This is a genomic window from Mesorhizobium sp. M0615 (assembly GCF_040320805.1).
Lineage (GTDB): Bacteria > Pseudomonadota > Alphaproteobacteria > Rhizobiales > Rhizobiaceae > Mesorhizobium.
The window spans coordinates 110,958-128,936 of record NZ_JAMYQI010000013.1 but is presented as its reverse complement, the minus strand read 5'-3'; the positions used below and the strand labels follow the sequence as shown (position 1 = coordinate 128,936).

Below are 17,979 nucleotides of genomic sequence, written 5' to 3'. Positions count from 1 at the left end.
AATAGCGAGTAGGGATTTTTCCCGGGTCGCGCCGTTGCTCTCTTTTCCCTATTCGCTATTCAGTACTCGCTACTCACTTAGCCTTGATCGCCTCAACCAGCGTCGTGCCCAGACGCGCCGGCGATGGCGATACTTTAATATCGGCCGATTCCATCGCCGCGATCTTGTCTTCCGCGCCGCCCTTACCGCCGGAGATGACCGCGCCCGCATGGCCCATGGTGCGACCGGCCGGCGCGGTGCGCCCGGCGATGAAGCCGGCCATCGGTTTCCTGCGGCCGCGCTTGGCCTCGTCCTTGAGGAACTGCGCGGCGTCTTCCTCGGCCGAACCGCCGATCTCGCCGATCATGATGATCGACTTGGTCTCGTCGTCGGCGAGGAACATTTCGAGCATGTCGATGAACTCGGTGCCTTTGACGGGGTCGCCGCCGATACCGACGGCGGTGGTCTGGCCGAGGCCGACATTGGTGGTCTGGAACACTGCCTCGTAGGTAAGCGTTCCCGAGCGCGAAACAACGCCGACCGAGCCCTTGCGGAAGATGTTGCCGGGCATGATACCGATCTTGCATTCGTCGGGGGTGAGCACGCCGGGGCAGTTCGGGCCGATCAGCCGCGAGGTCGAGCGGTCGAGCCGCGCCTTGACCCTGACCATGTCCATCACCGGAATGCCTTCGGTGATGCAGACGATCAGCGGGATCTCGGCTTCGATGGCTTCGAGGATGGCTTCGGCGGCGCCCGCCGGCGGCACATAGACCACCGAGGCATTGGCGCCGGTCTTTTCCTTGCCCTCGGCAACGGAAGCGAAGATCGGCAGGTTTTCGCCCTTGGCGCTGGTCCAGGTCTCGCCACCCTTCTTGGGATGGATGCCGCCGACCATCTTGGTGCCGTGATAGGCCAAGGCCTGCTCGGTGTGGAACGTGCCGGTCTTGCCGGTCAGGCCCTGAACCAGCACCTTGGTGTTCTTGTCGATGAGAATGGACATCGGAGCCCTTTTCTAAAAACCGTTGATCGAGGAAGGCGAAACGCGCCGGTAGACGCCGCTCACCATGTCTTGCCAGCTGTCGATGCCGGCAGGTTTGAAATGCAGTCGCATCCGGTAGGCATCGACATTGTCGAAAATATACGTCACGCGTGCTGAGCCACGCGGCGACGACCGCTCCAGAACCAGCTCATCGCCGTTCCACGTTCCTGTGGCCGGCGAGGCCGGCACAAAACCCATGGAGTCGAACTGGTGCATGGTGAAGAGCCTGTTTGGCTGGTCGAAGCCGAACACGCTGTGCGAGCCGAACGAGACCGTGCCGTCGCGGCGCTGGCGATAGCGCTGCACCACGAACAGGCCGCCGAACTGTGGCTCTGCCAGCACTTCCGACGCCGCCGGTCCGCCATCGGCCCACTGCGTTTCCGCCACCTCTTCCTCGCCGCGCCAAGCGCCGACCAGTGCCTGCAGGCGCTGGTGATCGGCCGAGAGCGAGGAGAACGCGTTCATGGGTCAGAGCCGCTTCAGGTCGGAGACGGTGAGGTCGCTCTTGGCGTTGCCGGTGTTGAGCGTCGTTGCCGGCTCGAACATCAGCACCACCGGCTCGGCGGTCAGCGACCGCGGCCGATGCTCGACGCCCTTAGGCACGACGATGAAATCACCCTCGCCGAGTTCGACCGGACCGTCACGGAAATCGATGGCGATCTTGCCCCGCAGGACGAGGAAGGCTTCGTCCTCATGCTCATGCGCATGCCAGTCGAAGGTCTCGCCGAACTTGGCGACCTTGGCCTGGCTGTCATTGACGTCGCCGGCGATATGCGGATCGAAGACCTTGGTGATCTTCGCGTCCGCCGCCTCGACGAGGTTTATCATGCGCGGAGGCATTCGCCTTCAGCCCTTCACCGCCGCCACGATCTTCTTGGCTGCGTCGTCGAGATCATCGGCCGACACCACGTTCAGGCCGCTGTCGTTGATGATCTTCTTGCCGAGTTCGGCGTTTGTGCCTTCGAGGCGCACCACCAGCGGCACTTCCAGGCCGACTTCCTTGACCGCGGCAATGACGCCCTCGGCAATGATGTCGCACTTCATGATGCCGCCGAAGATGTTGATCAAAATGCCTTTGACCGCCGGGTCCCTGGTGATGATCTTGAACGCTGCCGTCACTTTTTCCTTGGACGCACCGCCGCCGACATCGAGGAAGTTGGCGGGCTCGGCGCCGTAGAGCTTGATGATGTCCATCGTCGCCATCGCGAGGCCGGCGCCATTGACCATGCAGCCGATATTGCCGTCGAGCGCGACATAGGCGAGGTCGTATTTCGACGCCTCGATCTCCTTCTCGTCCTCTTCCGTGGTGTCGCGCAATTCCATCAGTTCGGGGTGGCGAAACAGCGCGTTGTTGTCGAACGACACCTTGGCGTCCAGCACGCGCAGGCGGCCGTTTTTCATCACTATCAGCGGGTTGACCTCGAGCAGGCTCATGTCCTTCTCGACAAAGGCCTTGTAGAGGATCGGGAACAGCGTGCCGGCATCCTTGGCGGCATCGCCGGTGAGGCCCAGCGCTTCCACCAATATGTCGACGTCGATGGTCGTCACGCCGGCCAGCGGATCGATGGCGCGGGTGATGATCTTTTCCGGTGTGTCGTGGGCGACGCCTTCAATGTCCATGCCGCCCTCGGTCGAGACGACGAAAGCGATGCGGCCGACCGAGCGGTCGACCAGGATCGACAGATAAAGCTCGCGATCGATGTCGGCGCCGTCCTCGATATAGAGGCGGTTGACCTGCTTGCCGGCGGGGCCGGTCTGCTTGGTCACCAGCGTGTGGCCGAGCATCTCATTGGCGTTGGCAACGACTTCGGCAACCGACTTAGCCAGCCGCACGCCGCCCTTTGCGTCGGGCGACAGTTCCTTGAACTTCCCCTTGCCGCGGCCGCCGGCATGGATTTGGCTCTTCACCACATAGAGCGGACCGGGAAGCGCTTGTGCCGCGGCTTCCGCTTCGCTTGCCTTGAACACCGGCACGCCTTCGGCCACCGGCGCGCCAAAGCTCTTCAGCAGCGCCTTGCCTTGATATTCATGGATGTTCATCTGGATGGTCTCCGGAGGATTATTTCGAGGCGAGATGCGGGGCGATCTTGACGCAGGCCTCGGTCAGGCCCTGCACCGTCGCCACCGAAGCGTCGAACATCTTCTGCTCGGCCTTGTTGAGGTCGATCTCGATGATGCGCTCGACGCCGCCGGCGCCGATGACCACGGGAACGCCGACATAGGTGCCCTTGACGCCATACTGACCCGAGAGATGCGCCGCACAAGGCAGCACACGCTTCTTGTCCTTGAGATAGGATTCGGCCATCGAAATTGCGGAAGCCGCCGGCGCATAGTAGGCCGAGCCGGTCTTCAAGAGGCCGACGATCTCGGCGCCGCCATCGCGGGTACGCTGCACGATCTGGTCGAGCTTTTCCTTCGAGGTCCAACCCATCTTGATGAGGTCGGGCAGCGGAATGCCCGACACCGTGGAATAGCGGATCATCGGCACCATGGAATCGCCGTGGCCGCCAAGCACGAAGGCGGTAACGTCCTCGACCGAGACCTTGAATTCCTCGGCTAGGAAATAGCGGAAGCGCGCGCTGTCGAGCACGCCGGCCATGCCGACGACATGGGTCTTGGGCAGGCCCGAAAACTTCTGCAGCGCCCATACCATGGCGTCGAGCGGGTTGGTGATGCAGATGACGAAGGCCTTGGGTGCATATTTCTTCAGCCCGGCGCCGACCTGTTCCATGACCTTGAGGTTGATGCCGAGCAGATCGTCGCGGCTCATACCCGGCTTGCGCGGCACGCCGGCAGTGACGATGCAGACATCGGCGCCCTCGATCCCGGCATAATCATTGACGCCGGTCAGCCGGGAGTCAAAACCATCGACCGGCGAAGACTGCGCGATATCGAGCCCCTTGCCTTGCGGGATGCCCTCGGCAATATCGAATAGCACCACGTCGCCGAGGTCCTTGAGGCCGATCATGTGAGCGAGCGTGCCGCCGATCATGCCGGAGCCGATGAGCGCTATCTTGTTGCGTGCCATGTGAGGAAATTTTCCCTTTGTCTGTGACGACGCCCAAATCTGGTGATCTGGTTGACGGCGCCGAGGAAGAGGCCGGAATGCTGTGGTCTCAGCGAGATTTCGCCGCATCCAGTAGCCTTGGTGGAAAATATATTCAATCGATTATTTTCGAGTGAACAATTTCAATCGGTTAGAAACATTGGGATTTACGTAAACGTCAAAGTTTGTAAGCCGACTTGAGAGATTTTACACAATGAACGTGGAAATCAGAAGACTATATCCAGGCGATGACGCCCTTGTGAAGCGCATCGCCGAGACGTGTTCGATGAACCGGTACGGGCCGACAGACTGTCCGCCTACCTCGCCTCCTCAGGTCATATGATGATTGTGGCACTGACCGATGGCGTCGTCGTCGGCCAGTGTGCTGCCGTCATCCACCGCCACCTGGACAAGGTCAGCGAACTCTACATCGTCGAGGTCGGCGTCTCACCCGCCTACCAGCGCCATGGCATCGCGCGAAAGATGCTCGACGCCATGTTCGCGCTCGGCCGCGAGCAGGGATGCGGCGAAGCCTGGGTCGGCACCGAACCGGACAATGTCCCAGGGCGCGCGCTATATGAATCGCGCAAGGAGGTGCATGGGCCGGCGGAGTCGTTTGTGATGTATGTGTACGAGCTTTAGGCGTCGGCGGGACAGCGCCCCCTCTGCCTTGCCAGGCATCTCCCCCACGAGGGGGGAGATCGGACGTCACGCGACCTTTCGCCAATCTCCAATGGCCGCAGGAATGAGCGGAGCGCCGAAACCGCCAATCTCCCCCCGTGTGGGGGAGATGTCCGGCAGGACAGAGGGGGGCGCGAAGGATCACTACATAATGACCTCTTGGAACCCTCAGACCTGCGCTTCCGCGTTGTCCTTCTGCCGTTCCGCCCAGTCCTCCAGCCAGTCGCGGCTTTGCATCTCGATCAGCCGCGAGGCGGTGCGTTCGAATTCGAACACCTCGACGCCGCGCCTGGCCGTATAGAGCTCCGGCGGCGAGGCGTCGGCGCTTACCACCAGCCGCGTGTGATGATCGTAGAGCGTGTCTATCAGGAGGATGAAGCGCTTGGCCTCGTTGCGCTTGCCTTCGCCCAGCACCGGCACGTGATCGATGAAGACGGTCGAGAAGCGGCCGGCAATGGCCAGAAAATCGCGCGCGCCGAGCGGCTTTTCGCAGAGGTCGGCGAAGGAAAACCGCGCTGCATCCCCGGCGGCAGCCGGTATCCTCACTTGCCGCCCCTTGAGCGTCAGCGAGGTCTCGGCCGTCAGCGCTCCACGCGTCATCGCCTGCCAGGCCTCGTCGAGCACACGGTCGGCTTCGGCATCCGCCGGGGTGACATAAACCGACGTGCGGGCGAGCTTTTCCAGCCTGTAGTCCTTGTCGGCATCAAGCGTCAGCACATGGGCGTGGCGCTCGAGAATGCTGATGAAGGGCAGGAAGAGCTGGCGGTTCAGCCCGTCGCGATAAAGGTCCTGCGGCGCGACATTCGAGGTGGCGACCAGAACCACGCCATTGGCGAACAGCGCCGAAAACAGCCGCGACAGGACCATCGCATCGGCAATGTCGGTGACCGAAAACTCATCGAAGCACAGCACCCAGGCCTGTTCGGCAAGCTGAAGCGCGACCGGCGGGATCGGGTCGTCCTCCTTGACGTCGCCGTTCTTGCGCGCCTGCCGGTGCTTCTGGATGCGGTCCTGCACATCGGCCATGAAGTCGTTGAAATGAACGCGGCGCTTGCGCCTGACCGGCAACAGCTCGAAGAACATATCCATCAGCATGGTCTTGCCGCGACCGACGCCGCCATGAATGTAGAGGCCCTTGACGACCTCGCGCGTCTCGCGCTTGCGGGCAAACAGCCAGCCGAGCGCGCTCGACTTGTGCGCCAGCCGCTTGACCGAGATCTCGTCGGTCAGCCGGTCGAGCGCGGCGGCGATGCGCTCCTGCGCAGGATCGCGCTCGATGGCGCCGGTTGCGACCAGATGGTCGTAGCGCTGCCTGACGGTCGCATGGGTCTGGAGGCCGTCACGCAGATGCATCGGTCACGTCGCTTACTTTGAGCGGATTGCTCCAGGAAAGATCAGGGTGTGTTGAGGTTCAGGTCAGGCCGAGCCGAGAATGGTGGCTCCTGAGAACCGGAGCGGAGCGTACTTAAGTACGCACCTGAAGCGCAGGAAGCCGCCGTTCGCAGGCCGGCCTCACCTGAATATCAGCATACCCTGCCTACCTTGTAAGCGATATCGGCAAGCCGTTGGTAGTCTGGCCGTCGAATTTCGAACCGCCCGAGGAATAGAGCCGCGCCAGCGTGCCGCCATTCTCGTCATAGAGCGTCAGCTGCTTGCCGGCGACGTTCCACGATTTGATGCCGTCGATGGGCGGCGGGCAATGCAGCGGCCCGGCGCGGAAGCCGGCGCCGAATTTGGTCTGCGGCGTCGCCACCTTGCAGCTCTGTCCGGACACGCTGGCGTTCCAGACGCCGGCAACGCTCGCAGCGGTAAGGTCGGAGGCTCCGGCCGGCGCCGATCCGTCCGGCGGCAGCGAGGCGACCTGCGCGCCTGCCGGCGCGGTCGGGAATTGCGATGGGTCGGTGGTGCCCGGCGCTGCCGGGGGCGGCAGTTGGCTTCCGCTCACCGTGCCGGCGGGCGCGGGCTGCAGCGGGGCGGGCTGCTGGTCATCCATCGATGAAAAACGCGAGGTCGAACAGCCGCTCGCAACGAGCGCTGCCAGCGATACGGCCATCAGCCCGCTTCTCGAAAAAATCATTCAAACCTCCGTCGGATCCGGCTGGGGGGAAGCCGTCCGCACAATCTCACCCCTCACCAAGATGGAGAAGGTGGCGAAATTTCAACCCGATATGGTTAAAATAGGGTTTGCACCACGAATTGTTGTAAATTTGTCGCAAAATGGCTGGCGGACAAAAGGCATGTCTTCGCTCTAGCGCGGTTCCAACCGGTACATTGGTTGCGAAAGCGGCACCGGAGCCCGCAGCAGGTCGGCGCATCGGCGGTCGAGCGCAACTGCCGGCGCAAAACTGACTGAAGCGCTTGAGGCGCAAGGCCTGGCGCGTGAGCGGTTTCGCGCCTTGCGTCCGGGCGAGGTTTGGGACGTTCCCGAGATCGAGCGCGGCTGGAGTCTGCATTTGGCCGTTTACGGCACTGCCATTTTAGCCGATGGTCTATCGCAATAGGGGGAACAGATGAAATCAATCTTGGCAGTTTTGATCGCGCTGGTAATTTCGACGCCGGCCGCTTTCGCGGGTGAAATCACCGATCGCGCCGCTGAAGCCGAAAAGGCACTGCAGGCGGGTGATGGCGCCGGCGCGCTGGACAAATTCCGCAGCGCCGAGGACGCTCTGTGGCAAGCGATGCCGCTTGGCGTGCAAAATGTGAAGCATATCCTGTCGGCCAGCGGGTTCGGCGCCTACGCCGAGCGCCCGAACCATGTCTACAAGCCGGGCGAAGAGATTGTGCTTTATATGGAGCCGGTTGGTTACGCCTACGGCTCGGATGGGCTCGGCAACAACCAGATCGCGCTTTACGTTGACCTTACCGTGCTTTCCCAGTCGGGCGAGAAGCTGGGAACCGACGAAAAGCTTGGTCGGGTCCAGCTCGCCTCGCGCTCGCATAACCGAGAGATGTTCTTCAAATTAAACGTCTCCCTGGATGGCGTTCCCCCCGGCAAATACCGCGCGGATTTCCTCATGCACGACGAGAACTCGCCAAAGACGGCGCCTTTCACGACCGACTTCGAGATTGCCGAATAGCGCACCCAGTCGGAAAGAGCCTCGCGGCAACGGAACCAGAGCGCCGCAGATGCGTTCTTAAGCCGGCTGCAGGCCAGTCAATTTGCGAGGCATTGTCCATGATCAAATGGATCATCATTCTTCTGATCGTTGCTGCCGCCGCCAGCCTGCTCGGCATGCCGGCGCTGGCCGGTGCCGCCGCCACCGGCGCGCGCCTGCTGATCGGCATCGTTCTCGTCATCTTCCTGCTGATCGTACTCGGCGTTTTCGCGGTAACCTAGACGCAGCCCACACTGGTAATTCCCGCCCGTTTCCGCCATATAGCGGCGAAACGTACAGGAATTACCTCAGATCATGGCAGGCACTGCCCCCTTCGCCAAGATGAACGGCATCGGCAACGAAATCATCGTCGCCGACATGCGTGGCCGTGCCGATAGGGTCACGGCGGCGTCGGCTGTCGCGCTGAACGCCGATGCGGCGACCAGGTTCGACCAGATCATGGCGATCCACGATTCGCGCACGCCGGGCACCGCCTTTTACATCGACATCTTGAATTCCGACGGCTCGGGCGCGCAGGCCTGCGGCAACGGCATGCGCTGTGTCGTCCAGGCGCTGGCTGCCGAAACCGGCCAGAAGACTTTCACCTTCGAGACCCGCGCCGGCATCCTCAACGCCGTCGAACATGCCGACGGCACCATCTCGGTCGACATGGGCACGCCGCGCTTTGGCTGGCAGGACATTCCGCTGGCCGAGGAATTCCGCGACACCCGCATGATCGAGTTGCAGATCGGCCCCATCGACGCGCCGGTGCTGCATTCGCCTTCGGCTCTCTCGATGGGCAACCCGCACGCCATCTTCTGGGTCGACAACGATGTCTGGTCCTACGAACTCGAGCGTTTCGGCCCGCTGCTCGAAAATCATCCGATCTTCCCCGAGCGCGCCAACATCACCATCGCCCAGGTAACGTCGCCGGAGACGATGATCATCCGCACCTGGGAGCGCGGCGCCGGCCTGACTAAGGCCTGCGGCTCGGCCGCTTGCGCTTCCGTCGTCGCCGCTGCCCGCACCCGGCGCACCGGCCGCAGCGTTACGCTGATGACGCCCGGCGGCGGCTCGCTGCATGTGGAATGGCGCGACGACGACCACGTCATCCTGACCGGCGCCGCCGAATGGGAATTTTCCGGCAGTTTCGATCCGTCGACCGGCAGCTGGGCCCGCGACACCGAAAGCGCGGCCTGATGTCTGCACTTGCCGATACCAAGGGCCTCAACTCCCAAGGCATAGACGTCGTCACCTTCGGCTGCCGTCTCAACACCTATGAATCCGAGGTGATGCGGCGCGAGGCCGAAAGTGCCGGCCTCGGCGTGCTCAAAGGCGGCGCCATCATCTTCAACACCTGCGCCGTCACCGCCGAAGCGGTGCGCCAGGCCAGGCAGTCGATCAGAAAGGCCCGCCGCGAAAATCCGGCGGCGCGCATCATCGTCACCGGCTGCGCCGCGCAAACCGAACCGCAGAATTTTGCCGCCATGGACGAGGTCGACCTCGTGCTTGGCAACGAAGAGAAGCTGAAGGCCAACTCCTACCGCGCGCTGCCGGATTTCGGCGTCAACGACAGCGAGAAGGCGCGCGTCAACGACATTTTCTCGGTGCGCGAGACCGCCGGCCACATGGTCGACGCCATTGAGGGCCGGGCACGTGCTTTCGTCCAGGTGCAGAACGGCTGCGACCATCGCTGCACCTTCTGCATCATCCCCTATGGCCGCGGCAACTCACGCTCGGTGCCGATGGGCGCGGTTGTCGAGCAGGTCAAGCGTCTCGCCGGCAACGGCTATGCCGAGATCGTGCTGACCGGCGTCGACATGACCTCTTTCGGCGCCGACCTGCCGGGCGCGCCGAAGCTGGGAAAGCTGGTGAAGACCATCCTGAAGCAGGTGCCTGATGTGAAGCGGCTGCGGCTGTCCTCCATCGATTCGATCGAGGCGGATGATGATCTGCTCGACGCCATCGCCACCGAACCCAGGCTGATGCCGCATCTGCATCTGTCGCTGCAATCAGGTGACGACATGATCCTGAAGCGCATGAAGCGCAGGCATTTGCGCGACCAGTCGATCCGCTTCTGCGAAGATGTGCGCAAATTGCGCCCGGCAATCGTCTTCGGCGCCGACATCATCGCCGGCTTCCCGACCGAGACCGAGGAAATGTTTCAGAATTCGATAAAGATCGTCGAGGAATGTGGGCTGACGCACCTGCATGTCTTCCCGTTTTCGCCGCGCGAAGGCACGCCCGCCGCGCGCATGCCGCAGGTCCGCCGCGAACTGGTCAAGCAGCGCGCGGCCCAGCTGCGCGCCGCTGGTGAGACTGCGTATCGCCGCCATCTGTCGTCGCTTCCCGGAACGCGCCAAACGATCCTTATCGAGCGCGACGGCCTCGGCCGCACCGAAGGGTTCACGCTTGCCGCGCTCGGCACAGGCGCGCCGGGCGAGATCGTCGAGGCAGACATCACCGGCCATGACGGCGTGCGCCTAATAGCGGCGCCGCTCACTGCCTGCGCCGCCTGAGACGATTGAAGCATGGCCGGTTTTTTCAAGAACATATTTTCGTTCGGCAAGAAGGAAGTCGTCGAGGAGCGCATCGACGAAACCGCTCCCCTGCCGCCGATCAAATGGGATGCGCTTGAGGCGCTGAAGCCGGCGGCCGAGCAGGTCGTTCCGGAGTTCTTGAAGCGCGAGGAGCCCGAGCCGCCGACGCCCCACCCTCCCCTCGATGGGGAGGGTCGCCACGAAGTGGCGGGGAGGGGTGAGAGCGCCGACGCCGGCGCCACTCACCCCCACCCCCAAGCTTCGCTTGGGACCTCCCCCATCGAGGGGGAGGTAAAGCCTGCGCCGCAGTCGGCGCCAGAAGAACCGAAGCCCGAACCCGCGCCGACCATCCCGCCCGCGCCGGAACCGGTCGTCCCATCCGAGCCGGAACCGTTGCCGGAGCCCGCGCCGGTAGAAGAACCGCAGCCTGAGCCGGAGATACCCGAGCCGCCTGCACCGGAAGAAGTTCCTGCGCCGCCAGCCGTTCCGGAGCCGGCTCCCGAGCCGCAACCCCAAGAAGTGCCGCCGGCGCCGGCCGAGCCGGAGATCGAACCATCGCGTCCGGAACCGCAGCTGGAGCCGGCTCCCGTCGAAGTGCCGACGCCTGCCGATACTCCAGCAGAACCGGCCGCCCCGATCGAAGTGCCGCAACCGTCCGCGCCTCCCGCACAGCCTACCTCAGAGGTCAGCGCCGCCCCTCATCCGCCTGCCGGCACCTTCTCCCCGTATAGCCACGGGGAGAAGGACGAGGCGCCCCACCCTCCCCTCGATGGGGAGGGTCGACGCGAAGCGGCGGGGTGGGGTGATGGCGCCGACGCCAGCGCAAATCACCCTCACCCCCAAGCTTCGCTTGGGACCTCCCCCATCAAGGGGGAGGTAAAGCGCACGTCGGTTGAAGCTGTACCCGCGCCGGTCGAAGCCAAGACCATCGTTGCCGAGCTAGCGCCCGCGCCGGCCCCGCAACCTTCGCCACAGTCAAAACCAGCTCCCGGCAAAGTCACCGTCACCAAAAAGGTCGAGCAGAAAGCCGAGCCGCAAAAGGCGCCCGAACCGGCGCCGCGACGCTCCTGGTTCCAGCGCATGCGCGACGGGCTTGCCCGCTCCTCGAAAGAACTCACCGGCAACATTGCCGGCGTCTTCACCAAGCGAAAGCTCGACGAAGAGACGCTACAGGACCTCGAAGACGTGCTGATCCGCGCCGATCTCGGCATGGAAACAGCCTTGCGCGTCACCGATGCGCTCGCCGCCAGCCGCTATGGCAAGGATGTCTCCGACGCGGATGTCCGCACCATCATGGCGGCCGAGGTGGAGAAGGTGCTGGCCCATGTCGCCATGCCGCTGGAGCTCGACCTGTCGCACAAGCCGCATGTCATTCTGGTGGTCGGCGTCAACGGCACCGGCAAGACCACGACCATCGGCAAGCTCGCCGCCAAACTGACCGATGGTGGCCTGTCGGTGATGCTGGCCGCCGGCGATACCTTTCGCGCTGCAGCCATCGAGCAGCTGAAGATCTGGGGCGAGAGGACGAAGTCCCCGGTCATCGCCTCGAAGATCGGCGCGGATGCCGCCGGCCTCGCCTACGACGCTTTCGAACGCGCCAAGGAGGCCGGCTCCGACGTACTGATCATCGACACCGCCGGCCGGCTGCAAAACAAGACCGAACTGATGGCGGAGCTGGAAAAGATCGTGCGCGTGCTGGGCAAGCTCGATCCGGAAGCGCCGCATACCGTGCTGCAGACGGTCGACGCCACCACCGGCCAGAATGCGCTCAATCAGGTCGAGATCTTCCGCAATGTCGCCGGCGTCAATGGCCTGGTGATGACCAAGCTGGACGGCACGGCGCGCGGCGGTATTCTGGTCGCGATCGCGGCAAAGCACAAACTGCCGGTCTATTTCATCGGCGTCGGCGAACAGGTCGACGACCTCGAACCATTCTCGGCCGGCGAATTCGCCAGGGCGATCGCCGGCGTAGCGTAACAGGCAATGATCCCGAAGAGCTGCAGGCTTTTTTGGACAAGATCATGCGTCAGAAGGAAGTCATGAACCCTCCCATCCTCGAACGCGACCCGTCCGACCCGCGAAAGAAGAAAGAAAGCGTCAATCCGCTGCTCAAGCTGGTGCTGGAACTCGGGCCGCTGATGGTGTTCTTCTTCGCCAATGCACGCGGCGCCTGGCTGGTGCAGAAATTTCCTGTCCTGGCCGAATTCGGCGGGCCGATCTTCGTCGCTACCGGCCTGTTCATGGCGGCGACCGCGATCGCGCTGATCGCGTCCTGGCTGCTGCTGCGCACCTTGCCGATCATGCCGATGGTCTCGGGCGTCGTCGTCTTCATCTTCGGCGCGCTGACGCTCTATCTGCAGGACGACGTGTTCATCAAGATGAAGCCGACCATCGTCAACACCCTGTTCGGCGGCGTGCTGCTCGGCGGTCTGTATTTCGGCCGATCGCTGCTCGGCTATGTCTTCGATTCGGCCTTTCGCCTCGATGCCGAAGGCTGGCGCAAGCTGACTTTCCGCTGGGGCCTGTTCTTCCTGTTCCTGGCTCTTGCCAATGAAGTGGTGTGGCGGAATTTTTCCACCGACTTCTGGGTTACCTTCAAGGTCTGGGGCATCATGCCGATCACCCTGTTGTTCACCTTCAGCCAGATGCCGCTGATCCTGCACCATTCGATCGAGGATAAGGCCGAGAAGGTGGAAGAAGCCGGCAAGTAGAGCAATTCCAGGAAAAGTGTGAAGCGGTTTTCCGTCCGGAATTGCGTCCGAATAAACGGAGACGGCCATGGAATTCGTCACCACGCGCGATGAACTGAGGGCGATCTACAAAACGCCGCGGCCGACCGACGCATCGATGCGCAAGGAGCTCAGGGCGCTCGACGGCCACTGCCGCTCCTTCATCGGCAAGAGCCCCTTCGTGCTGATTGGTTCTTCCGACGGCGCCGGAAATTCCGACGTGACGCCGAAAGGCGACAGGCCGGGCTTCGCCCTTGTCCTAGACGACACGACCATCGCCATTCCCGACCGGCCCGGCAACAACCGGCTGGACACGCTGGAAAACATCCTGCTCAACCCTTCGGTCGGCCTGCTTTTCCTCATCCCCGGCATGAACGAGACGCTGCGCATCAATGGCGACGCCCGCATAACCGTCGATGCCGGTTTGCGCGAGCGCCTCGCCGTCGACGGCAAGCAACCGCAAAGCGTCGTCGTGGTGAGCGTCAAGGCCGCCTACATGCACTGCGCCAAGGCCTTCATGCGCTCCGACTTGTGGAAGCCGGACAGCTGGCACAACCGCGCGACATTGCCGACGCTGGGTCAGATGCTGTCCGATCAGATGGCGCATACCGAAACTGCCGACGATTTCGACCGCTCACTGGACGAGGCCTACAGCAAGACCCTGTGGTAGATTTCGGGTACGATTCGCCATTGCCGGTTTCCCTAGTCTTGGTTCCCCGTGATCGAACTCCTCGCCATCTCCGGCAGCCTGCGCGCCGCCTCGACCAATTCGGCGCTGCTGGCGGCGCTGTCCGCGAACGCGCCTTCGGATTGCCGCGTAACTGTCTATGACGGGCTCGGCCTGCTGCCGATCTTCAACCCGGATGACGAAGGCGAGCGCACACCGGCCGAGGCCACGCGGCTGATCGAGGCCGTCACCGGCGCCGACGGCATCATCGTCTCCTGCCCCGAATATGCCCATGGCGTGCCGGGCGGCATGAAAAACGCGCTCGACTGGCTGGTCTCACGCGACGCCGCAGTCAGCAAGCCCGCCATGCTGGCCCACGCCTCCGCGCGCTCGCTCTATGCCCGCGCCGCGCTGGCCGAGATCATGCGCACCATGTCGTTCGCGCTTTGTGAGGACGCAGTGCTGGAGATCGCCTTGCTCGGCAAGAAACCGCCGGAGATGGAAGCGATCCTGGTAGAGGACGAGAACCTGCGGGCCATGCGCGAAGCGGTGCAGGTTTTCGCGAGTTTTATACGCGCAAACGTTGCCTCGTCATCCTAGGGCGGAGCAAGGAGCGAAGCGACGCGGCGCAGACCCTAGGATGACGAACGAAAGGGTGCGGCCGCACCCCAACGTGCCGCTGTGCTACCCCTTCCGCAACGTCTCGACATCAGTCTTGCCGACATACCAGTCACGCGCATTGACCTCTTCGAACACCACCCAGACGTCGTCATTGCTAAGCCCGGTGGCGTCCATGATGGCCGCCGTGACCTTTTTGGCGATGTCGGCCTTCTTGCCAGCGGGATCAGCGGCGATCACTTCCTTGACGATGCGGATGTTGACGAATGGCATGACGTCCTCCCCTTGAATTGTGTCTGATACCGCCGCCGCTGGGCGGCTTCGAAATCCGCTCCGGCGAACCGCTTGGCGGCGGTTCCGGCGGCCGCCGCGCAACAGGCGCCGCGGACATGCGCAGAAATGCCATCAAGGGCCGCCAGAGAAGCGTTTCCAGCAGCCTCAATACGTCTTCGCCCCGTTCACCATCAGCCGCACCATGTAGAGCGACGTGGTGCCGGCGATGTAGAGGCAGTTCAGCTTGTTGCCGCCGAACACGCAATTGGCGGTCACTTCCGGCACCTTGACCTTGCCGATCAGCGTGCCGTCGGGATCGTAGCAATGGATGCCGTCGGCGGCACTGGTCCAGATGCGGCCGGCCTCGTCGAGCCGGAAGCCGTCGAACAGGCCGGCCGTGCAGTCAGCGAACACCTTCCCGCCCGAGACCTTCTTGCCGTGCTTGCCGACGTTGAAGACTCGCATATGCGCGGGGTTCTGCGCGCCATGGGTGCGGCCGGTGTCGACGACATAGAGCTGGCTTTCATCCAGTGAAAAGGCAAGCCCGTTCGGCCGGACCATGTCGGTGATGACGGCCTCGACCTCGCCCGTATCCGGATCGACCCGGTAGACATTGCAAGCGCCGATCTCGCTTTCGGCCTTGTCGCCCTCATAGTCGGTGTCGATGCCGTAGCTCGGATCGGTGAACCAGATCGAGCCGTCGGATTTCACGACCGCGTCATTGGGCGAATTCAGCCGCTTGCCCTTCCATTCGGCCGCGATGGTGGTGACGGAACCGTCATGCTCGGTGCGGCTGACGCGGCGGCCGGAATGCTCGCACGTCACCAGTCGGCCCTGGCGGTCGACGGTGTTGCCGTTGGAATTGCCGGAGGGCTGACGGAAGACGCTGACATTGCCGTCGGTCTCGTCATAGCGCAGCATGCGGTTGTTGGGGATGTCGGACCAGACGACATAGCGGCCGGCGGCGAACCAGGCCGGCCCTTCCGCCCACTGACATCCGGTAAACAGCTTTTCCACCTGGGCGTTGCCGTTGAACAGCCGCGCGAAACGCGGATCGAGAATTTCGTAATAGTCTGCGGTCGCCATGCATTTCCTCCGGGCATCACGTGACGCGCGGATCAAGCCAGCCTGCGGGCGCGATGGCAAGGTGGCGCAGGCGCAATTTGTAAGACAAAAGGTGCCCGGCCGGCATGGCCCGCCAGCCTGTCCGGCCGTTTATGGTGCTGTAGCGCTGTATTAACCCGCTATGCGCCCTGTGCAATGGTGCATTGCAACATCTTCTTTTTGCACCGCACCATTCCTATGTCATGGTGCGAACGACCAAGGGAGGAACAAATTCACCGCTGATATGCGGCACGAAAGGACCCTTGCTATGGCTTTTGACAACCTCTTCTCCCGCGCGCGCACCTCGATGGCCAAGCGCCGCCACTACAACCGCCTCGTCGCGGAAATCGAAAACCTGACGAGCCGCGATCTGGCCGACCTGCGCGCCGACCGCTCGGAAATGCTCTACCAGGTCCACAGGCAGATCTACGGCTGAGCATTTCAGACCTCAGCGGGGCACCGCCCCCTCACCCGGATTGCCAAACCGAATTGCATGAGCAATTCGGGCAATCCGACCTCTCCCCCCAGGGAGAGGAGCTAGCCTGTGCCGATGCTTCCCTCTTCTCCCCCACGGGGAGGAGGGGGCGCGTAGCGGCCCGATGAGGGGGCATGGCGCCAACGTCAGCCCGGTGCCGCGAGCGCCTTTTCAATCTGCGGCAACAGAACATCCCTCGCCGACTCCCCTGTCAGCGGCCCGACATGCTTGTAGGCAATCTTGCCGTCCTTGCCGATGACGAACGTTTCCGGCACGCCGTAGACGCCCCAGTCGATGGCCGTGCGGCCAGCCTCGTCGACACCTATCGCCTGGAATGGATTGCCGAGATCACCAAGGAACCGGCGCGCGTTTTGCGCTTGGTCCTTGTAGTTTAGCGCGGCCATGACGAAGCGCTTGTCCTGCGACAGCGCCAAGAGCACCGGATGCTCTTCCCGGCACGGCGCGCACCACGATGCAAAGACGTTGACCAGCGTTACCTTGCCGGCGAAGGCTTTCGAATCCAGCCCGGGCAGGTTTGACCCTTCCAGCGCCGGCAGGTTGGTCTGCGGCGCCGGCAGGCCGATCAGCGCCGACGGCACTGCCGCCTCATCGCGTCCCGACAAAAGCTGCGACAGGAACAATCCGGCGAGGCCGAGAAAAACCAGCAGCGGCAACAGCACGATCAGGCGGCGGCGCGGCGACGCCGGCGTTTCGCTTTCCGTGCTCATGGCTTGCTGGCCCCAGTGCTGGCCCCAGTACCGGCTTTGTCCGAGCGACGCCGCACGCCGGCCGCTTCGAGGTCTGCCAGTTCGCGCTTGCGGGTCCGCTGGTCGAGCAGGATCCAGCCGATCAGCCCGGCCAGCACGATCGCCGTGATGCCATAGGCGGCCGCGACATAGAGTGCGTGTGCACTCATGCGCTTCGCTCCCCTTCCACCGTCACTTCGTCGTGCTCGATCATGGCCTTCCCATAGCTTTGCGGCCTTCTTAGCTTTGCCGCTGGGGCTTCGCAATTGATCGTCGCGCCGGAGCGGTCATATCAATCCGTTCCATGCCGCAGCGCCAGCGCCGCCGCCACCGGACCCAGCACGGCAAGAAACAGCGTCAGCGCGGCAAGAATGAGGAAGGGCAGCAGGAACGGATCAGGGTCGGCCACCGCGCCGTAGCTCGCCGACACCCCGAAGATCAGCACCGGGATGGTCAGCGGCAGCACCAGCACCGAGATCAGCAGCCCGCCACGTGGCAGCGCCACCGCCACCGCCGCCCCGACCGCGCCGATGAAAGTGATCGCCGGCGTGCCGACCAGCAGCGTCAGCGCGGTGGCGCCGATGCTGAGCGGCTCCATGTTCATGAACAGGCTCAGCAGAGGTGCCGCAACCACCAGCGGCAGAACGCTGCCCGCCCAATGCGCCAGGCACTTCACCAGCACCGTCAACGCCAGCATGTGGCGGTCATTGCCCAGCACCAGAAGATCGAGCGAACCGTCTTCGCGATCGGCCTGAAACAGCCGGTCGAGGCCGAGCAGGCAGGCGAGCAGAGCGCCGATCCAAAGGATCGCCGGACCGATGCGGCCCAGCAGCTTCAGGTCCGGTCCGACACCGAAGGGGATGGTGGCGATGACGGCGAGGAAGAAGATGACGCCGGTGAGCGCTCCGCCGCCGGCGCGGACGGAGAGGCGGATGTCGCGCAGGAAGAGGGCTAGCATTGCCAAGCCGCGCCTGCGGTTTGATCGCC

General features: G+C 63.5%; 22 protein-coding genes. 10 read left to right on the top strand and 12 right to left on the bottom strand.

Annotation, left to right across the window (positions count from 1 at the left end):
- Positions 1-73: 73 nt before the first annotated feature.
- The 5 genes from sucD to mdh are packed head-to-tail and all read right to left on the bottom strand — an operon-like array spanning position 74 to position 4,046.
- Positions 74-979 (bottom strand): succinate--CoA ligase subunit alpha, encoded by a 906-nt coding sequence (sucD, locus tag NKI46_RS23370; protein WP_352460324.1) that lies wholly within the window; start codon positions 977-979, stop codon positions 74-76.
- A 12-nt stretch (positions 980-991) separates the two neighbouring features.
- On the bottom strand, positions 992-1,483 hold the full coding sequence (locus tag NKI46_RS23365; protein WP_352460325.1) for a DUF1579 family protein: 492 nt from the start codon (positions 1,481-1,483) through the stop codon (positions 992-994).
- A 3-nt stretch (positions 1,484-1,486) separates the two neighbouring features.
- Complete coding sequence (locus NKI46_RS23360; protein WP_352460326.1) at positions 1,487-1,858, bottom strand: cupin domain-containing protein; 372 nt, start codon at positions 1,856-1,858, stop codon at positions 1,487-1,489.
- A gap of 6 nt (positions 1,859-1,864) precedes the next feature.
- A complete protein-coding gene (gene sucC, locus NKI46_RS23355) occupies positions 1,865-3,058 on the bottom strand; it encodes an ADP-forming succinate--CoA ligase subunit beta (RefSeq protein ID WP_023687692.1) in 1,194 nt (397 codons plus the stop codon).
- Positions 3,059-3,077: 19 nt separating this feature from the next.
- Positions 3,078-4,046 carry a malate dehydrogenase gene (gene mdh, locus NKI46_RS23350; protein ID WP_023726040.1) on the bottom strand — a complete coding sequence of 323 codons (969 nt, stop codon included), beginning with the start codon at positions 4,044-4,046 and terminating at the stop codon, positions 3,078-3,080.
- A 297-nt stretch (positions 4,047-4,343) separates the two neighbouring features.
- Here mdh and NKI46_RS23345 point away from each other — a divergent pair, with 297 nt between their 5' ends.
- Positions 4,344-4,706 carry a GNAT family N-acetyltransferase gene (locus NKI46_RS23345; protein WP_352460328.1) on the top strand — a complete coding sequence of 121 codons (363 nt, stop codon included), beginning with the start codon at positions 4,344-4,346 and terminating at the stop codon, positions 4,704-4,706.
- A gap of 207 nt (positions 4,707-4,913) precedes the next feature.
- Here NKI46_RS23345 and zapE read toward each other — a convergent pair whose 3' ends face one another.
- The gene (gene zapE, locus NKI46_RS23340; RefSeq protein WP_352748102.1) at positions 4,914-6,098 is read right to left on the bottom strand and encodes a cell division protein ZapE; all 1,185 of its coding nucleotides are present in this window, start codon (positions 6,096-6,098) and stop codon (positions 4,914-4,916) included.
- Positions 6,099-6,282: 184 nt separating this feature from the next.
- Positions 6,283-6,822 carry a protease inhibitor Inh/omp19 family protein gene (locus tag NKI46_RS23335; RefSeq protein WP_023687689.1) on the bottom strand — a complete coding sequence of 180 codons (540 nt, stop codon included), beginning with the start codon at positions 6,820-6,822 and terminating at the stop codon, positions 6,283-6,285.
- 433 nt (positions 6,823-7,255) lie between these two features.
- Here NKI46_RS23335 and NKI46_RS23330 point away from each other — a divergent pair, with 433 nt between their 5' ends.
- The 8 genes from NKI46_RS23330 (at position 7,256) to NKI46_RS23295 (ending at position 14,376) form a co-directional block, all read left to right on the top strand.
- Complete coding sequence (locus tag NKI46_RS23330; RefSeq protein WP_352460330.1) at positions 7,256-7,822, top strand: hypothetical protein; 567 nt, start codon at positions 7,256-7,258, stop codon at positions 7,820-7,822.
- A gap of 98 nt (positions 7,823-7,920) precedes the next feature.
- Complete coding sequence (locus tag NKI46_RS23325) at positions 7,921-8,082, top strand: DUF1328 family protein (RefSeq protein ID WP_023671746.1); 162 nt, start codon at positions 7,921-7,923, stop codon at positions 8,080-8,082.
- 73 nt (positions 8,083-8,155) lie between these two features.
- A complete protein-coding gene (gene dapF, locus NKI46_RS23320; protein ID WP_352460331.1) occupies positions 8,156-9,040 on the top strand; it encodes a diaminopimelate epimerase in 885 nt (294 codons plus the stop codon).
- The gene (gene mtaB / locus NKI46_RS23315; protein WP_352460332.1) at positions 9,040-10,359 is read left to right on the top strand and encodes a tRNA (N(6)-L-threonylcarbamoyladenosine(37)-C(2))-methylthiotransferase MtaB; all 1,320 of its coding nucleotides are present in this window, start codon (positions 9,040-9,042) and stop codon (positions 10,357-10,359) included. Before dapF ends, mtaB begins: the two co-directional genes overlap by 1 nt.
- A gap of 12 nt (positions 10,360-10,371) precedes the next feature.
- Positions 10,372-12,357: a signal recognition particle-docking protein FtsY gene (gene ftsY, locus NKI46_RS23310; RefSeq protein ID WP_352748098.1), complete on the top strand. Its 1,986-nt coding sequence runs from the start codon at positions 10,372-10,374 to the stop codon at positions 12,355-12,357.
- 62 nt (positions 12,358-12,419) lie between these two features.
- Positions 12,420-13,091, top strand: coding sequence for a septation protein A (locus NKI46_RS23305; protein WP_023687683.1), 672 nt, complete (start codon positions 12,420-12,422; stop codon positions 13,089-13,091).
- Positions 13,092-13,158: 67 nt separating this feature from the next.
- On the top strand, positions 13,159-13,779 hold the full coding sequence (locus NKI46_RS23300) for a pyridoxamine 5'-phosphate oxidase family protein (protein WP_352748095.1): 621 nt from the start codon (positions 13,159-13,161) through the stop codon (positions 13,777-13,779).
- Between the two features lie 48 nt (positions 13,780-13,827).
- Positions 13,828-14,376: an NADPH-dependent FMN reductase gene (locus NKI46_RS23295; RefSeq protein WP_352748093.1), complete on the top strand. Its 549-nt coding sequence runs from the start codon at positions 13,828-13,830 to the stop codon at positions 14,374-14,376.
- An 84-nt stretch (positions 14,377-14,460) separates the two neighbouring features.
- On the opposite strand, the gene NKI46_RS23290 is transcribed toward NKI46_RS23295, so the two are convergent.
- The gene (locus tag NKI46_RS23290; protein ID WP_013528835.1) at positions 14,461-14,667 is read right to left on the bottom strand and encodes a tautomerase family protein; all 207 of its coding nucleotides are present in this window, start codon (positions 14,665-14,667) and stop codon (positions 14,461-14,463) included.
- Positions 14,668-14,832: 165 nt separating this feature from the next.
- On the bottom strand, positions 14,833-15,753 hold the full coding sequence (locus tag NKI46_RS23285) for an SMP-30/gluconolactonase/LRE family protein (protein ID WP_023671738.1): 921 nt from the start codon (positions 15,751-15,753) through the stop codon (positions 14,833-14,835).
- Positions 15,754-16,039: 286 nt separating this feature from the next.
- Between NKI46_RS23285 and NKI46_RS23280 the strand changes: the two genes are divergently transcribed.
- Positions 16,040-16,207 carry a hypothetical protein gene (locus NKI46_RS23280; RefSeq protein WP_023671737.1) on the top strand — a complete coding sequence of 56 codons (168 nt, stop codon included), beginning with the start codon at positions 16,040-16,042 and terminating at the stop codon, positions 16,205-16,207.
- Between the two features lie 185 nt (positions 16,208-16,392).
- Here the strand turns inward: NKI46_RS23280 and NKI46_RS23275 are convergent, their stop codons facing one another.
- From NKI46_RS23275 to ccmB, 3 genes are all read right to left on the bottom strand, one after another.
- Positions 16,393-16,974 carry a DsbE family thiol:disulfide interchange protein gene (locus NKI46_RS23275; protein ID WP_023726030.1) on the bottom strand — a complete coding sequence of 194 codons (582 nt, stop codon included), beginning with the start codon at positions 16,972-16,974 and terminating at the stop codon, positions 16,393-16,395.
- Complete coding sequence (ccmD, locus tag NKI46_RS23270; protein ID WP_023738014.1) at positions 16,971-17,162, bottom strand: heme exporter protein CcmD; 192 nt, start codon at positions 17,160-17,162, stop codon at positions 16,971-16,973. Before ccmD ends, NKI46_RS23275 begins: the two co-directional genes overlap by 4 nt.
- Before the next feature lie 122 nt (positions 17,163-17,284).
- Entirely contained in the window at positions 17,285-17,950 is a 666-nt protein-coding gene (gene ccmB / locus NKI46_RS23265; protein WP_352748139.1) for a heme exporter protein CcmB, read from the bottom strand.
- Positions 17,951-17,979: the final 29 nt, after the last annotated feature.

Coding starts and splice junctions, on each gene's coding strand:
- sucD (WP_352460324.1), bottom strand. CDS start 979: ATGTCCATTCTCATCGACAAGAACACCAAGGTGCTGGTTCAGGGCCTG.
- NKI46_RS23365 (WP_352460325.1), bottom strand. CDS start 1,483: ATGAACGCGTTCTCCTCGCTCTCGGCCGATCACCAGCGCCTGCAGGCA.
- NKI46_RS23360 (WP_352460326.1), bottom strand. CDS start 1,858: ATGCCTCCGCGCATGATAAACCTCGTCGAGGCGGCGGACGCGAAGATC.
- sucC (WP_023687692.1), bottom strand. CDS start 3,058: ATGAACATCCATGAATATCAAGGCAAGGCGCTGCTGAAGAGCTTTGGC.
- mdh (WP_023726040.1), bottom strand. CDS start 4,046: ATGGCACGCAACAAGATAGCGCTCATCGGCTCCGGCATGATCGGCGGC.
- zapE (WP_352748102.1), bottom strand. CDS start 6,098: ATGCATCTGCGTGACGGCCTCCAGACCCATGCGACCGTCAGGCAGCGC.
- NKI46_RS23335 (WP_023687689.1), bottom strand. CDS start 6,822: ATGATTTTTTCGAGAAGCGGGCTGATGGCCGTATCGCTGGCAGCGCTC.
- NKI46_RS23330 (WP_352460330.1), top strand. CDS start 7,256: ATGAAATCAATCTTGGCAGTTTTGATCGCGCTGGTAATTTCGACGCCG.
- NKI46_RS23325 (WP_023671746.1), top strand. CDS start 7,921: ATGATCAAATGGATCATCATTCTTCTGATCGTTGCTGCCGCCGCCAGC.
- dapF (WP_352460331.1), top strand. CDS start 8,156: ATGGCAGGCACTGCCCCCTTCGCCAAGATGAACGGCATCGGCAACGAA.
- mtaB (WP_352460332.1), top strand. CDS start 9,040: ATGTCTGCACTTGCCGATACCAAGGGCCTCAACTCCCAAGGCATAGAC.
- ftsY (WP_352748098.1), top strand. CDS start 10,372: ATGGCCGGTTTTTTCAAGAACATATTTTCGTTCGGCAAGAAGGAAGTC.
- NKI46_RS23305 (WP_023687683.1), top strand. CDS start 12,420: ATGAACCCTCCCATCCTCGAACGCGACCCGTCCGACCCGCGAAAGAAG.
- NKI46_RS23300 (WP_352748095.1), top strand. CDS start 13,159: ATGGAATTCGTCACCACGCGCGATGAACTGAGGGCGATCTACAAAACG.
- NKI46_RS23290 (WP_013528835.1), bottom strand. CDS start 14,667: ATGCCATTCGTCAACATCCGCATCGTCAAGGAAGTGATCGCCGCTGAT.
- NKI46_RS23285 (WP_023671738.1), bottom strand. CDS start 15,753: ATGGCGACCGCAGACTATTACGAAATTCTCGATCCGCGTTTCGCGCGG.
- NKI46_RS23280 (WP_023671737.1), top strand. CDS start 16,040: ATGGCTTTTGACAACCTCTTCTCCCGCGCGCGCACCTCGATGGCCAAG.
- NKI46_RS23275 (WP_023726030.1), bottom strand. CDS start 16,974: ATGAGCACGGAAAGCGAAACGCCGGCGTCGCCGCGCCGCCGCCTGATC.
- ccmD (WP_023738014.1), bottom strand. CDS start 17,162: ATGAGTGCACACGCACTCTATGTCGCGGCCGCCTATGGCATCACGGCG.
- ccmB (WP_352748139.1), bottom strand. CDS start 17,950: ATGCTAGCCCTCTTCCTGCGCGACATCCGCCTCTCCGTCCGCGCCGGC.